This window comes from Sphingomonas aestuarii (assembly GCF_054457155.1).
On sequence record NZ_JBTKVV010000003.1, the window covers coordinates 38,374 to 52,003 of the forward strand.

A 13,630-nucleotide genomic window follows, 5' to 3' on the forward strand; every position below is an offset into this window, starting at 1 on the left:
TCAATTGTCGGCGATAGGACTGCAAATAGGAATCGCAAGTCTGGCAGGAGAACCTATGGGCCATCTCTACACTACCAAGGTCACGGCTATCGGAGGACGCAGCGGGACCGTTCGCAGCGAAGACGGTATCCTCGATCTGCAACTGGCGATGCCAAAGGAACTTGGCGGCAAGGGCGGTGCCACCAACCCCGAACAGCTCTTCGCGGCCGGCTATGCCGCGTGCTTCGAGAATGCGGTCATTCATGTGACCCGTGCGCAGGCCGACAGGGTTCGCGACGAGGACGTCGAGGTGACCGGCGAAGTGGGGCTGCTCCCCGACGACCGGGGTGGCTTCAGGCTCGCCGTAACGCTTGGCATTGCGATCACGGGCGTCGATCAGGCGGCAGCCGAGAAGATCGTTCGGGCTGCTCATGCCGTCTGTCCCTATTCGAACGCGGTGAAAGGCAATATCGACGTTCAACTCGACGTGACCACGCGGTGAGCGACGCGGGGCTGACCTTGGGGCTGGAGGAAGACCCGCTCCTGCTCGACCGCCAGATCTGCTTCCCGCTCTATGCAGCAACCAATCTGTTGGGCCGCCTCTACGGCCCGGTGTTAGGGAAGTTGAACCTCACCTATCCACAATATCTAGTCATGCTGGTTTTGTGGGAACAGCAGCCTCAGACGATAGGGGCTCTGGGTGCGCGACTCTATCTCGACAGCGGCACGCTGACGCCGCTGCTTAAGCGGATGGAGGGTGCGGGTTTGCTTTCCCGCGCCCGCGACCCGAATGATGAGAGGCGCGTTGTGGTCACGCTGACCGAACGGGGCAAGACGCTTCGGAACCAGGCCTTGCACGTTCCTGAGACTATGGCGAACGGCTACAATTCTGAATGCGTCGAGGCGCTGCGCGAAAGCGTGCGCGATCTGGTTTCCATCCTGGCGCAGCACAGCACTCGGTCTCGAGGGTCAAATATCGCCTGAAGAAACTCCTCGTTCCTTGATCGGAGAATTCATATGCTACGCTCCTTCCTTATCGGTCTGGTGGCGGGTCAGCGCGGCATGACGCCGCTGGCCGTGATTGCAACGGCCACCCGAAGGCAGGAGATCGCGCCCCACCTGCCGCTCCAGCAATTGATGCTGAACCCGATCGTCGCCGCCGGCACTGCTGTCATGGCGGCAGCCGAGATGGCGGGCGACAAGATGAAGACAGCGCCCGATCGTGCGGTGCCCATCGGTCTGGCCGTGCGCAGTGTCACAGCAGCCTATGCGGGTGCTGCACTGGCGCCGCGCGACAAGCGCGTGTTGGGGGCAGTCATTGCAGTTGGCGCAGCGCTTGCTTCCTCCCACGCCGGCCTTGCAGCGCGCAAGTGGTCGATGCGGCGCTACGGGCAGGCCCCGACTGGCTTTGTCGAGGATGCGATCGTCTTCGGCAGCGGCTTGGCCGTTGTCAGTCCCTCCCTGGGATCGAGTGAGGCCTGATCATTCCGAGTGTACCTAGCGTCAAATCGAAAAGACTGTAAGCGCTGTTCTGACTCCACCTTGCGGGGTGTCGCTGCGGCTGCGAGTCCTTCGGGATGGATGTGGGCGAGCCTGCAGCTATGTTGGGGTTAAGAGTGGGGGCTAGCTCGGAGCCGTTTTGGCGTTTCGAGGTCTTCACTGGCACGGGGCGGCGGCGGTCGTTTTCGACCGAGGAGAAGCTGGCGCTGGTGACCCGGATGGCGGGTTGCGACAACAGCAGCGAGCTATCGCGTCAGCACGATCTTCGACCGTCGCAGCTTTTCACGTGGCGGCGCGAGCTGCGGTATGTCGCCGAGAGCGCACAGTGATCGGCGATGTCATTGCCAGAACCGATGGTCGTACCTGCCGCGATCGAGCCGGTTCCCGAGCGCGCGAAGCCGGGCCGGATGCAGCGTCGGCGGGGATCATCAATCGCCGTCGAGCTGGAGATCGACGGCGTTTCCGTAAGGATTGCGAGTGGCGCGGACGCAGGCGTCATTGCCGCGGTAATCGACGCGCTCAAGACCACACGGGTGCTGGTGGCTACCTCGGCAGCCAATCCCTCGCAGCAGGTTCGTGCATCGGCCCAGCTTCAGACTAAACCCACTAAAATTTCCCAATGATTTGGGTGCCCATTTTGGTTAGACATGGGGCACCAGAAACTGCAGGAAGAACGGGCCGGTCCTCGCTTAGGACCGGCCCTTTTCATGTGTCCTTCGGCCCGAAATTCAGCCGCCGCGACACGTTATAGTCGAGCACCGTCATCACGAAGAACGCGCCGAACCGGGCGATGCGCTTCCACCAGCTGGTGCGGGCGCGGTGCAACTGCTTGGTGATGCGTTCCGAATCCGCAACCTCGCCATCGACATAGGCGCGGACATGATCGGCGAACGTCTTGTCCTCGATCCTGAGCATCACCTCCATGTTGATGAAAAAGCTGCGGATATCGAAATTGGCCGACCCGATATGGACGATATCGTCGATCACGATCAGCTTGGTGTGGAATTTGGTCGGCTGATATTCGTAGATTTCGACATTCTTGCGCAGCAACCCGCGATAGGTGAAGCGCGACGCCCAGATCGCCATCTGATGATCGGTCCTGCCCGGCAGCACCAGCCGCACGCGCCCGCGCCGTCCCGCACGACCCAGCCGTCGCAGGAAACTGACGCCGGGCGCGAAATAGCCCGCAAGGATGTCGATCCGTTTGCCGCGTTTCAGCTCGTGGCGGATCGCGCGCGCGAAAGGCGACAGCCGCCGCGTCGGGCCGCCATGCAGCCAGCGCACCTTGCCCTCAGGCTCCGACCAGGCGCGCAACAGCCGTGTCAGCCCGCGAATCGGCGACTTTGGATGATGCGTCCACACGTTGAGCGCGTCGAAATAGCCCGCCAGCCGCCGCGCGGCGCGCCCCTCGACCAGCAGCCCCAGGTCGCGCCACGCGCCCTGTTCGACCGTGCCGAAATACGCATCCTCGATGTTGAACCCGCCGATGATGCAACGCGTCTCGTCGGCGATCGCCATCTTCTGATGGTTGCGCAGCAGATATTTGCGGCCCAGCCGGGGGATGAAGCGGCACAGGTCGGCGCCCGCCGCCTCCAGCGGCACGAAGAAATCGTCGTCCGCCGCCGATGCGCCCAGTCCATCGACGATCAGCGACACGCGCACGCCGCGCCGCGCCGCCGCCGCCAGCGCATCGCGCACCCGCGCCCCGGCGGCATCGTCGACATAGATATAGAACAGCACGCGCAATGAATGTTCGGCGCGGTCGATCAGATCGATCAGCGCCTCCATCCGCCGCGCGCCGGTGTCGAGCAGCGTGAACCGATTGCCGTCGACGTGAAAGCTGGGCTGCGGGGGGCGGTCGTCCATCACCCTTGGCTCATGGCGGGCAAAGCCTAGCATCGCAAGCGCCACACCCTGCGGATTTCTTGACAATCGGCGCTCCAGCCCCTAGTTCGCGCCTCTCTCCGATACCGGTCAGAAGTTTTGCGAAGGAAGCGTTCATGGCGCGCGTCACCGTCGAAGATTGCGTCGACAAGATCCCCAACCGTTTCGACCTGGTGCTGCTCGCAGCCCAGCGCGCCCGCCAGATTTCGGGCGGCGCGGACCTGACGCTCGACCGCGACCGCGACAAGAACCCGGTCGTCGCACTCCGCGAAATCGCCGAACAGACGGTGCGCCCGACTCACCTCGAGGAAGCGCTCGTCGGCTCGCTCCAGAAGGTTCAGATCGACGACGAGGAAGCGCCGGACGAAATCGGGTCGCTGTCGGCATCTGCAGAGGCGCTGCGCCTGACCGCCGCCGCCCCGCCGCGCAACACCAATGTGGGTGGCGATTACGACGGCTGAGTCCTTCGTTAGATCGCCAGGATTTGAGAAGGCCGCGCCGGGATCTCCGGGGCGGCCTTTTTGTTTGGCGTGTGGGTGCGCACGCGACTGACTCTGTCACCCCGGACTTGTTCCGGGGTCTACCGGGCGGCACGCGCGCGGCTGGATTCACGTAACGATGTGCAAGCGGCTTGGTGGACCCCGGACCAAGTCCGGGGTGACGAAGGGGGAGTTTAGTCCTCTTCCCCGGCCTTACCCCGCCCCTTGAACCCTTGCGCGACCACATACCATTCGGACGAACCCTTGCGGCTCGCAGGCGGCTTGGCGTGTTTGACCGTCGCGAAATTGCGCTTGAGTTCGGCGACCAGATCATGGTCGGCGCCCCCGGCCAGCACCTTGGCGACATAGGCCCCGCCGGGGCGCAGGATTTCGCAGGCAAATACCAGCCCCGCCTCGACCAGCGCCATCGTCCGCAGATGATCGGTCTGGGGGTGGCCGACGGTGTTGGCGGCCATGTCCGACAGGACGATATCCGCGTCCCCGCCCAGCGCCTCGGTCAGGACGCGCGGCGCATCCTCGGCCAAAAAATCCATCTGGAGGATCGTCACATTCTCGATCGGATCGACCGGCAACAGGTCGATGCCGACGATCGCGGCGTTCCTTGCCTTTTTCTGCACCACCTGGGTCCAGCCGCCGGGCGCGATGCCCAGATCGACCACGCGCTTGACCCCGCGCAGCAGGGTGAAGCGCTCGTCGAGTTCGATCAGCTTGTACGCCGCGCGGCTGCGATACCCTTCCGCCTTGGCTTTCCGGACATAGGGGTCGTTCAGCTGGCGCTCCAGCCAGCGAGTCGATTGCGCGGTGCGGCGCTTGGCGGTCTTGACCCGCGTGTGTCCGGTATTCCTCATGCCACACGTCCGTTCATCAGGCGGCGCAGGATCCCCTCGCGGATGCCGCGATCGGCGATTCCCAGCCGTTCGGCTGGCCACAGGTCGAGAATGGTCTCCAGAATCGCGCAACCCGCGACCACCAGATCGGCGCGCTCGCGTCCGATGCACGGCACCTGCCCGCGTTCCTCCAGACTCATGCGCGACAGCCGCTCGCTCACGCCGCGCATCGCCGCAGAGGGCACGATCAGCCCGTCGATCGCCGACCGGTCGTAGCTGGTGAGTTCCAGATGCACGCTGGCAAGCGTGGTCACGGTGCCGCTGGTGCCAAGCAGCCGGTGGCCCGTTCCGCCGTCGTCGATCCTGTCGGCAAAGGGCGCAAACGCCTCCGTCACTACTCGCCGCATCCGCGCATAGGCATCGGCGCGTGCGGCCGCGCTGTCGCCGCCGCCATGCGCTTCGGTCAGCGACACCACGCCCCACGGCGCCGAATGCCAGGCGCGGACGCGCGGCACCGGCTCGCTGGCGTCGAGCAGCACCAGTTCGGTCGATCCGCCGCCGATGTCGAACACCAGCGCCGGGCCATCGCCGGGTTCCAGCAAGGCGTGGCAGCCGAGCACCGCGAGCCGCGCTTCCTCTTCGGCGGTAATGATGTCGAGCAGGATGCCGGTTTCGGCATGGACCCGTTCGATGAATTCGGGACCGTTCGATGCGCGCCGACACGCCTCGGTCGCGACCGACCGGGCAAGCGTGACGTTGCGGCGCTTCAGCTTGTCGGCGCAGATTTTGAGCGCGGCGATGGTGCGTTCGATCGCCGCGTCGCTCAGCTTGCCCGATGCCGCCAGCCCTTCGCCCAGCCGGACGATCCGCGAAAACGCATCGACGACGGCAAAACCGTCCTTGCCCTGCGGGCGGGCGATCAGCAGGCGGCAATTGTTGGTGCCCAGGTCCAGCGCGGCATAATGACGCGCCGATGGCCATCGCGGGCGGGCGGCGCGATCGCGCCCGGCGCTCGGTGTCGTCTCACGGGGGCGCTGCTGCCCCGATGGGGACGACAGATTGGCGGGAACATCCCCCATGTCGTCACTCGCTTATATTCTATCCGTCACGGCGCGATCGCCGTTCGGTGCTTGGCGGTGACGCTATCGCAAGCAACGGAGCGGGGCAAGCTGCTGCTCGCGAGGAGGGGCTTGACCCCGCCGAAGCCCCAGCCTATTCGCCCCGGCCTGATTGCCCCGTCGTCTAAAGGTAAGACTACGGACTCTGACTCCGTCAATTGAGGTTCGAATCCTCACGGGGCATCCAGACTTTTTCGACATTGCCGATGCCAGCCAGCAACCTGATCACCGGGAGCAATTTGTGACGTCTGCGTGACATCCCAATTTCACCACGGTGACAGTCGCAGGGCAGTTCTATGACAATAAAATTTTACAAACCGCGACCAATGCGTAACTTCGTGTCACACGACTCTCACAATCGAACCCTAGAGGCCCGTTCAGACGGGGCGCGACGTGCGAGTCGCGGCGCCCGCGACAGCAAAGGGGCAAAGTTCGATGAAGCGTTTCTCTACTGTACTGCTCGCAAGTTCGGCGATTGCACTGACAGCATGCAATGGCGCGGCCGACATCGCATCGCCGGGTGAAGGCGTAATCGTGGTGCCGGCGCCGACGCCTGCGCCTACACCCACGCCGACGCCGACGCCGACGCCGGGTGCGGGGACACCGGCCGCCAGCTGTCCGCAGGGCTTCACCGATCGCGGCGTCATCGCCAATCGCCGCAACTGTGAAATCAGCGGACGCATCACCAGCAACCTCGCCATCGCCAACCTGCCCGGCACGATCTATTCGCTCGCAGGCCGCGTCGATGTCGGCACCGATGTCGGCGGCGACGGTGCGGCCGCCGGCGGCCAGTCGGTCACGCTGACGATCGATCCGGGCGTCGTGATCTTCGCTTCGTCGGGCCTTGACTTCCTGGTGGTCAACCGCGGGTCGCGGATCAATGCCGAGGGCACCGCGACCAATCCGATCATCTTCACCTCGCGCCAGAACGTCACCGGCACCGCGACCGACAATTCGCAGGGCCATTGGGGCGGCATCGTGCTGCTGGGTCGTGCGCCGATTTCCGACTGCCTGTCGGGCGCGGTCGGCGGCAGCGCCAACTGCCAGCAACAGATCGAGGGCGCGACCAACGCGTTGTACGGCGGCGCCATCGCCAATGATAATTCGGGCGTGTTCCGCTACGTTCAGATCCGTTATTCGGGGTTCGAGATCGCGCCGGGCAACGAGCTTCAGGGCCTGACGCTGGGCGGCGTCGGTTCGGGCACGACGATCGACCACGTCCATGTCCACAACAGCTCGGACGACGGGATCGAGATCTTCGGCGGTCGCGCCAACCTCAAGAACCTGATTATCACCGGCGCCGACGACGACAGCTACGACACCGATCTGGGCTATAAGGGCTTTACCCAGTTCCTGATCGCGGTTCAGCGTAATGGCGGCAATTCGGGCGATGCGATCATCGAGGCCGATTCGAACGGCAACGAAGACGCCTTGCCGCGCCAGAATACGCGCCTTGCCAACTTCACCTTCGTCCATCGTTCGACGCTGGCGGCATCGACCAACGCGATCCTGCTGCGCGGAGCGACCGATTACACGATGGTCAACGGCATCGTGACGACCCCGCGCATCTGCCTCGACGTCGATGGTGCGGGCACGGTACGGGCGGCCGATCCGGCGCTGGACGATGTCGGTCCGCCGGTTGTCCATTCGGTGGTGATGAGCTGCGGCCAGGGCGCGTTTGCCGATGACGGCAACGTCACCGTCGCGCAGATCCAGGCGTTCTTCAACGCGGGGACCAACAACAATTCAAACTTCACCTCGACGCTGACCGACGTGTTCGTGAACGGTCCGAACGAACGCGCGGTGACGCCGTTCAATGCCTCGACGCTCAGCTCGTTCTTCGTCAACACCAGCTACATCGGTGCGGTCCGCGACGCGTCGGACACCTGGTATCGCGGCTGGAGCTGCGATTCGGCGACCGCGAGCTTCGGTTCGAACGCGGCCTGCACCGCGCTGCCGACCACCTAAACCGGCCAATGGAGAGGGGGGCGGCGGCGCGCGGATCAGCGCCGCCGCCCCTTCGTCCGATCATGACAGATCAGTTTTTCGGGGGTTCTTTAGACATGAAAAAGCCGCTCGCGTTCGTCGGCGCGCTGCTCGTCGGCACCGCGCTGGTCGCGCCCGCCGCATTGGCGCAAACCACACCGCCGGTCGGATCGACTCCGGTCGATGCACAGGACGCCGAAGAGCCCGCTCAGGGCAGTGGGGCCCCCGAAGTATCGGTGGTGGGCGGCGAAGGCACCGAGATCACCGTCACCGGGCGCTTCGTACCCGACGTCGTGCGATCGACGCCGCAGATCGTCTCGCTCTTGTCCTCCGAAGACATCGCCCGCACGGGCGACGGGGACATTGCCGGATCGCTGGAGCGGGTGACCGGTCTGTCGGTCGTCGGCAACGGTTTCGTCTATGTCCGCGGGCTGGGCGACCGCTATTCGCTCGCGCTGCTCAACGGCTCGCCGCTGCCCTCGCCCGAACCGCTCAAGCGCGTCATCCCCCTCGACCTGTTCCCGACCAGCCTGGTGTCGTCGGTGCTGGTCCAGAAAAGCTATTCGCCGGGCTATCCCGGCGAATTCGGCGGCGGGGTCATCAACCTGACGACGACTGCGATCCCCGAGGAAACCTTCCTCACCATCGGCGGCAGCATTTCCGGCGACACGTTCACCACCGACAATGTCGGCTATACCTATTTCGGGTCGGACACCGATATTCTCGGCTATGACGATGGCGCGCGCTCGATCACCGGCGCGTTCGGCGATGCGTTCCGGTCGGGCAACCTCATCACGGCGGGGCCGAATTTCACGACGCGCGAGATTCAGGATATCGCCGCCAGCTTCACCAATTCGGCGACCTCGGTCGTTCAGCGCAACAAGTTCATCCCGCCCAATTTCGCTGCCGATTTCGCGTTCGGGTCATCGACCTATTTCGGCGACATCCGTGTCGGCGCGATCGCGGCCGGGGGGTATTCGAACAGCTGGCAGACGCGCGACGCGATCCAGCAATTGTCGGGCGGTTTCGCCGATGGCGTGTTGAGCCCGACCGTCGATTTCCAGTCGGTGCGGACCGACAACCGGATCGTCGTCAACGGTCTGCTGGGGGCGGGTGCCGAGTTTGGCGAGCACCAGATCCGCATCACCAACCTTTACATCCACGACACGCTGAAACAGGCGCGGCTCGCCACCGGGTTCGACCGCGAAGGCATCGGCGCCAACATTCCCGTGCTGACCCAGAACACCGCCTGGTACGAACGCGAGTTGCGCAACACCCAGGTCGTCGGCGAGTTCGAATTCGGCGATATCAGCATCGACCTGCGCGGTGCCAATGGCCGGTCGAAACGCGATGCACCCTATGAGCGCTCGTTCAGCTATATCTTCGATCCGTCGATCAACGATTACGTCAACAACCTGCGCTCGGCCGGACAGAATGCGCGCATCACCTTCAGCGAACTGGACGAGACGATCTGGTCGGGCGGTGCGGACGTCACATGGCGGTTGCCGACGACGCTCAGCGCGTCGATCACCGCGGGCTATGCCTATTCGGACACGACGCGCGATGCGTTCCGTCGCGAATTCCGGTTCCAGCCCGATGGCGAACTGCCCTTCGCCGTCGCCCAGCAGCGCCCCGATTTCCTGCTGAGCGATTTCAACATCTATACCTATGGCATAGGCATCACCGAAACCTCGGGTCAGACCGGGGCCGCCGCTTATGAGGCGGGATTGCGCACCCATGCGGGCTATGTCCAGGCGAACGTCGAATTCGTCCCCGGCCTGTCGGCCAATTTCGGGGTCCGTTACGAGGATGGCCGCCAGTTCGTGACGCCGGTCGACCTGTTCGGCAGCGGCGCGGGCGGCGTCGGTTCGACGGTGATCGAGAACAGCTACTGGCTGCCCGCCGCCACGGTCACCTGGAACTTCGCCGACGACATGCAGTTGCGCGCCAATGCGTCGAAGACGATCGCGCGCCCGCAATTCCGCGAACTGGCGTTCCAGCTGTATCAGGATACCGATTCGGATCGCCAGTTCTTCGGCAACCCGTTCCTGATCGACAGCGAACTCTATAATGCCGAATTGCGCTATGAATGGTTTTTCGGGCGCGACCAGCGTTTCACACTGGCCGGCTTCTACAAGCGGATCGAGAATCCGATCGAGAGTTTCGCTTTCCGCTCGACCGGCACGCTCCAGACCAGCTTCGCCAACGCGCCGTCGGCGGACCTTTACGGTGCCGAGGTCGAGGTGCAGAAATATGTGCCGCTCGACACGCTCGGCGGGTTCTTCCTGCCGCGCCGCCTGGTCCTCATCGGCAATTACACCTATTCCAAGTCGGAGATTAAGGTCGGTGCGGACGACACGGTGATCTTCTCGACCGGCGGCGTGCTGCCGGCCGCGGACTTCTTCCGCTCGGGCGCGCCGCTGACCGGCCAGTCGGAGCACATCGCCAATGTCCAGATCGGGCTGGAGGATACCGAGCGGCTGTCGCAGCAGACGCTGATTCTGAATTACGCCAGCGATCGCGTGACCAATCGTGGTCCGGCGGGCACGCCCCAGCAGCCCGACATCGTCGAGCGGCCCGGCCTGCGGCTCGACTTCGTGGCGCGTCAGGGCGTGCAGCTGATGGGCAGCGAGATCGAACTGAAGTTCGAGGCGCGCAACCTTACGGGTCAGAAATACGAGGAGTTTCAGGATGCGGGCGATTCGCGGATCGACGTCAACACCTATGATGTTGGCACGCGCTTCTCGGTCGGCGCTTCGGTAAAATTCTAACCCCCCCCGCCTGCTGTGTCCGACCCCGAACGTAGCGGGGTCGGGCGCGGCGCATTTTGCGGCTGTAAGCGTAACAAACCCGTCATCCAGCCGTCACCGTCCGGTCGCCGAATCGCCCTAGAGCGTTCGCATCGCAACAGGGGCGGGGTTTCATGGTTCGGGACATGGACGGGCTGGTGGCGCGGTTGCGCACGCTGCCGGTCCCACGCATTTACGGAAGCATCGAGCTGGGCGCGATGGCGCTGGCAGCGAAGTCGGGCGCTTATCTGATCTGGACGATCCTGACCCCCGTCGGCGCCTATGGCGACTGGAAGGTCGCGGGCGCACGCGGCTTCGATCCCGCCGCCGACATGGCGGTGCTGGCGCGGTTCGATCCGTTCAATCGCGGAACCGCAGCGGGCGCGACCAATGTGGTGACGGCGCTGCCGCTCAAGCTGTTCGGCATCAGCCTGAACACCGCGTCGGGGCGTGGCTCCGCGATCATCGAGGTGGAAAGCCTGCAATCGAGCTTTGCCGTCGGCGACGAGGTGATGGCCGGCGTCGTCCTGAAAGCGGTGGCGTTCGACCATGTCGTGCTGACCCGCGGCGGGGTCGAGGAGTTGCTTTATGTCGATCAATCGACGCCTGCCGAGACGGCAGCGCCGGAAGGCGGCGCACCCGCACCAGCGGCTGGCGGCATGACCCTCGACGCGCTCGCCGCATCGGTGCGCGCGACGCCGCGTGTTCAGAACGGACAGACCACCGGGCTGGTGCTGTCCGCCGCAGACCCTGACCAACTCAGCGCCGCTGGCTTCGAGCCCGGCGATATCGTGACCCGCGTGAATGGAGAGGCCGTGACGTCGATCGAGGAATTGCTGGAGCGCGCGGCGACTCCGCGCGCCGACGGTGCCGCCATCTTCACCGTCGAACGCGCCGGACAGGTCCAGACCGTGCGGATGCAGGTGGCGCGATGAAGCGCGCCGGTTTGCTTCTCGCCGCCGCTGCGTTGGCGTTCTCAACGCCCGCTGCGGCGCAGCTGACAATGAACGTCCGCGATGCCGATATCCGCGCCTTCATTCAGGACGCCGCTCGCCAGACGGGCCGCACCTTCGTCATCGATCAGCGGGTGCAGGGCAAGGTGTCGGTGGTGACCGACCGGCCGCTGTCGCGATCCGAATATTTCGAAGTGTTTCTCTCGACGCTTCGCGCCAACGGCCTGGTCGCGATTCCGACCACCGGTGGCGCGTATCGCATCCAGCCTGCCGATGGAGCGGCGACCCAGCCGAGCCGAGTGGGCAGCCGGGGCGCGGCGCAGAACCAGTTCGTGACCGAGGTGTTCCGCCTGCGATCGATCGATTCGGCATCGGCGCTGGAGACGCTGCGGCCCTTGGTGTCGCGCGAAGGGTCGATCACCGCCAATCGCGGGGCCAATTCGATCGTCGTCGCCGATTTCGTCGACAACATCCGCCGCATCCGCACGCTTTTGGGCCAGATCGATACCGACAGTTCGTCCACCGTGCTGATCCCGTTGCAGAATGCGGGTGCGCGCGAAATTGCGACCTCGCTGACAAGCCTGGTTGGGTCCGGCGAAGGCGGGCGCGGCACCGCGTCGATCGTCCCCATCGACAGCAGCAATTCGATCGCGCTGCGCGGCGACAAGGCGTTGGTGTCGCGATTGGCGGAGATGGCGCGCGACCTCGACCGCCGCGCCGAAAGCGGCGCGGAAGTGCGCGTCGTCTTCCTCGAACATGCCGATGCCGGGCAGTTGCTGCCGGTGTTGCAGACACTGGTCGGCCAGCCCGCTGCGGCGGCGGTCGATACGCTCGCCGCCAACCGGCCCGCAGGCGAAAATGGCGCAAGCGCCGCTGCCGCTTCGCCCCCTGCGCCGAGCGCGCCCAGTCAGGGCAATGCCGCCATGCAATCGGCGATCGGGCGCGGGCCGGTGGTGGTCACCCGGTTCGAGGGCGCGAACGCGATCATCATCGCCGGGTCGGCGCAGGCGCAGAAGATATTGGGCGAAGTCGTCCGCCAGTTGGATGTACGCCGCGAACAGGTGCTGGTCGAGGCGATCATCGTCGAAATCTCCGACCTGGCCGCCAAGAATCTGGGCGTGCAGTTCCTGCTCGCCGGGCGTCCGGGCAGCGGCATTCCGTTCGGCATCACCAATTATTCGAACAGCGGCCCCAACCTGACCGCGATCGCGGGCGCGGTCGCCGCGCGCGAGATCGACCAGACCACGACGATCATCAACGGGCAGACGGTGACGACCTCCACGGGTTCGGAACTGTCGAACACGCTGCAGCAGGCCGCGGCTGCTTCCTTGCTGGCGACCACCGGCGGGCTGGGCGGGATCGCCACCAATCTGGGGCGCGACGGCATCCTAGGCGCGATCGTCAATGCCGTGCAGTCCGACAGCAAATCGAACATTTTGTCGACGCCGTGGCTCTACACGCTCGACAATCAGGAAGCGAAAATCCTGGTCGGGCAGGAAATCCCGATTTCGACCGGCGAGGCGCTCAGCAACAATTTCGACAATGCTTTTCGCACCATCCAGCGCCAGAATGTCGGCATCCAGCTGGAGGTCACGCCGCAGATTAATTCGGGCGGCGCGATCAAATTGTTCCTGCGCCAGGAAGTCAGCTCGATCGCGGGGCCCGTGTCGAACAATTCCGCCGACCTGATCCTCAACAAGCGCGAAATCCAGACGACGATCACCGTCGATGACGGAGAGATCGTCGCGCTGGGCGGGCTGCTCGATGACAATGAGCGCCGCACGATCGAGAAGATCCCGCTGCTGGGCGACATCCCCGTCATCGGCGAGCTGTTCAAATCGCGCTCGCGCAGCCGCAACAAGACGAACCTGATGGTGTTCATCCGCCCGACCATCGTGCGGTCGGCGGCCGAAGCGCGGGCGATCGCCGAGCAACGCTATGGCTATGCCCGGCGCGAGCAGCTGATCGATCGACCCGACCGCGAACCGACGCTCGACGAACTGGTGCGCGATTATCTGGGGACGGTGCCGCCTGCGGTCGCGCCGCTACCGGGGGATCAGGTGGTGCAACCCGTGCCGGTGCAGCCATGACCGG

General features: G+C 64.8%; 13 protein-coding genes and 1 tRNA gene. 11 read left to right on the forward strand and 3 right to left on the reverse strand.

Annotation, left to right across the window (positions count from 1 at the left end):
- Positions 1 to 55 precede the first annotated feature (55 nt).
- The 5 genes from ACX0GZ_RS06050 (at position 56) to ACX0GZ_RS06070 (ending at position 2,102) form a co-directional block, all read left to right on the forward strand.
- Positions 56 to 481, forward strand: coding sequence for an organic hydroperoxide resistance protein (locus ACX0GZ_RS06050; protein WP_458814414.1), 426 nt, complete (start codon positions 56 to 58; stop codon positions 479 to 481).
- Positions 478 to 963, forward strand: coding sequence for a MarR family winged helix-turn-helix transcriptional regulator (locus ACX0GZ_RS06055; protein ID WP_458814416.1), 486 nt, complete (start codon positions 478 to 480; stop codon positions 961 to 963). Before ACX0GZ_RS06050 ends, ACX0GZ_RS06055 begins: the two co-directional genes overlap by 4 nt.
- A gap of 33 nt (positions 964 to 996) precedes the next feature.
- Positions 997 to 1,461 carry a DUF4126 domain-containing protein gene (locus ACX0GZ_RS06060; RefSeq protein ID WP_458814418.1) on the forward strand — a complete coding sequence of 155 codons (465 nt, stop codon included), beginning with the start codon at positions 997 to 999 and terminating at the stop codon, positions 1,459 to 1,461.
- A gap of 119 nt (positions 1,462 to 1,580) precedes the next feature.
- Complete coding sequence (locus ACX0GZ_RS06065) at positions 1,581 to 1,808, forward strand: transposase (RefSeq protein ID WP_458815237.1); 228 nt, start codon at positions 1,581 to 1,583, stop codon at positions 1,806 to 1,808.
- A gap of 24 nt (positions 1,809 to 1,832) precedes the next feature.
- The gene (locus ACX0GZ_RS06070) at positions 1,833 to 2,102 is read left to right on the forward strand and encodes a hypothetical protein (protein WP_458814420.1); all 270 of its coding nucleotides are present in this window, start codon (positions 1,833 to 1,835) and stop codon (positions 2,100 to 2,102) included.
- A gap of 82 nt (positions 2,103 to 2,184) precedes the next feature.
- Here ACX0GZ_RS06070 and ACX0GZ_RS06075 read toward each other — a convergent pair whose 3' ends face one another.
- Positions 2,185 to 3,345, reverse strand: coding sequence for a phospholipase D-like domain-containing protein (locus ACX0GZ_RS06075; protein WP_458814422.1), 1,161 nt, complete (start codon positions 3,343 to 3,345; stop codon positions 2,185 to 2,187).
- A 134-nt stretch (positions 3,346 to 3,479) separates the two neighbouring features.
- Between ACX0GZ_RS06075 and rpoZ the strand changes: the two genes are divergently transcribed.
- Entirely contained in the window at positions 3,480 to 3,824 is a 345-nt protein-coding gene (gene rpoZ, locus ACX0GZ_RS06080) for a DNA-directed RNA polymerase subunit omega (RefSeq protein WP_458814424.1), read from the forward strand.
- Between the two features lie 212 nt (positions 3,825 to 4,036).
- Here rpoZ and ACX0GZ_RS06085 read toward each other — a convergent pair whose 3' ends face one another.
- A complete protein-coding gene (locus ACX0GZ_RS06085; RefSeq protein WP_458814426.1) occupies positions 4,037 to 4,711 on the reverse strand; it encodes an RlmE family RNA methyltransferase in 675 nt (224 codons plus the stop codon).
- Positions 4,708 to 5,769, reverse strand: a complete 1,062-nt coding sequence (locus ACX0GZ_RS06090; RefSeq protein ID WP_458814428.1) for a Ppx/GppA phosphatase family protein — start codon at positions 5,767 to 5,769, stop codon at positions 4,708 to 4,710. Before ACX0GZ_RS06090 ends, ACX0GZ_RS06085 begins: the two co-directional genes overlap by 4 nt.
- Before the next feature lie 152 nt (positions 5,770 to 5,921).
- On the opposite strand from ACX0GZ_RS06090, the gene ACX0GZ_RS06095 reads away from it, so the two are divergent.
- The 5 genes from ACX0GZ_RS06095 (at position 5,922) to gspD (ending at position 13,626) form a co-directional block, all read left to right on the forward strand.
- Positions 5,922 to 5,995 (forward strand) — tRNA-Gln (locus ACX0GZ_RS06095).
- 248 nt (positions 5,996 to 6,243) lie between these two features.
- Entirely contained in the window at positions 6,244 to 7,776 is a 1,533-nt protein-coding gene (locus tag ACX0GZ_RS06100; RefSeq protein ID WP_458814430.1) for a hypothetical protein, read from the forward strand.
- 95 nt (positions 7,777 to 7,871) lie between these two features.
- Positions 7,872 to 10,565: a TonB-dependent receptor domain-containing protein gene (locus ACX0GZ_RS06105; protein WP_458814432.1), complete on the forward strand. Its 2,694-nt coding sequence runs from the start codon at positions 7,872 to 7,874 to the stop codon at positions 10,563 to 10,565.
- 152 nt (positions 10,566 to 10,717) lie between these two features.
- Positions 10,718 to 11,518, forward strand: coding sequence for a type II secretion system protein N (locus ACX0GZ_RS06110; protein WP_458814434.1), 801 nt, complete (start codon positions 10,718 to 10,720; stop codon positions 11,516 to 11,518).
- Complete coding sequence (gspD, locus tag ACX0GZ_RS06115; RefSeq protein ID WP_458814436.1) at positions 11,515 to 13,626, forward strand: type II secretion system secretin GspD; 2,112 nt, start codon at positions 11,515 to 11,517, stop codon at positions 13,624 to 13,626. The genes ACX0GZ_RS06110 and gspD overlap by 4 nt, the downstream gene beginning before the upstream one ends.
- Positions 13,627 to 13,630 lie beyond the last annotated feature (4 nt).

Coding starts and splice junctions, on each gene's coding strand:
- ACX0GZ_RS06110 (WP_458814434.1), top strand. CDS start 10,718: ATGGTTCGGGACATGGACGGGCTGGTGGCGCGGTTGCGCACGCTGCCG.
- ACX0GZ_RS06090 (WP_458814428.1), bottom strand. CDS start 5,769: ATGGGGGATGTTCCCGCCAATCTGTCGTCCCCATCGGGGCAGCAGCGC.
- ACX0GZ_RS06075 (WP_458814422.1), bottom strand. CDS start 3,345: ATGGACGACCGCCCCCCGCAGCCCAGCTTTCACGTCGACGGCAATCGG.
- rpoZ (WP_458814424.1), top strand. CDS start 3,480: ATGGCGCGCGTCACCGTCGAAGATTGCGTCGACAAGATCCCCAACCGT.
- gspD (WP_458814436.1), top strand. CDS start 11,515: ATGAAGCGCGCCGGTTTGCTTCTCGCCGCCGCTGCGTTGGCGTTCTCA.
- ACX0GZ_RS06100 (WP_458814430.1), top strand. CDS start 6,244: ATGAAGCGTTTCTCTACTGTACTGCTCGCAAGTTCGGCGATTGCACTG.
- ACX0GZ_RS06065 (WP_458815237.1), top strand. CDS start 1,581: ATGTTGGGGTTAAGAGTGGGGGCTAGCTCGGAGCCGTTTTGGCGTTTC.
- ACX0GZ_RS06050 (WP_458814414.1), top strand. CDS start 56: ATGGGCCATCTCTACACTACCAAGGTCACGGCTATCGGAGGACGCAGC.
- ACX0GZ_RS06060 (WP_458814418.1), top strand. CDS start 997: ATGCTACGCTCCTTCCTTATCGGTCTGGTGGCGGGTCAGCGCGGCATG.
- ACX0GZ_RS06105 (WP_458814432.1), top strand. CDS start 7,872: ATGAAAAAGCCGCTCGCGTTCGTCGGCGCGCTGCTCGTCGGCACCGCG.
- ACX0GZ_RS06070 (WP_458814420.1), top strand. CDS start 1,833: ATGGTCGTACCTGCCGCGATCGAGCCGGTTCCCGAGCGCGCGAAGCCG.
- ACX0GZ_RS06085 (WP_458814426.1), bottom strand. CDS start 4,711: ATGAGGAATACCGGACACACGCGGGTCAAGACCGCCAAGCGCCGCACC.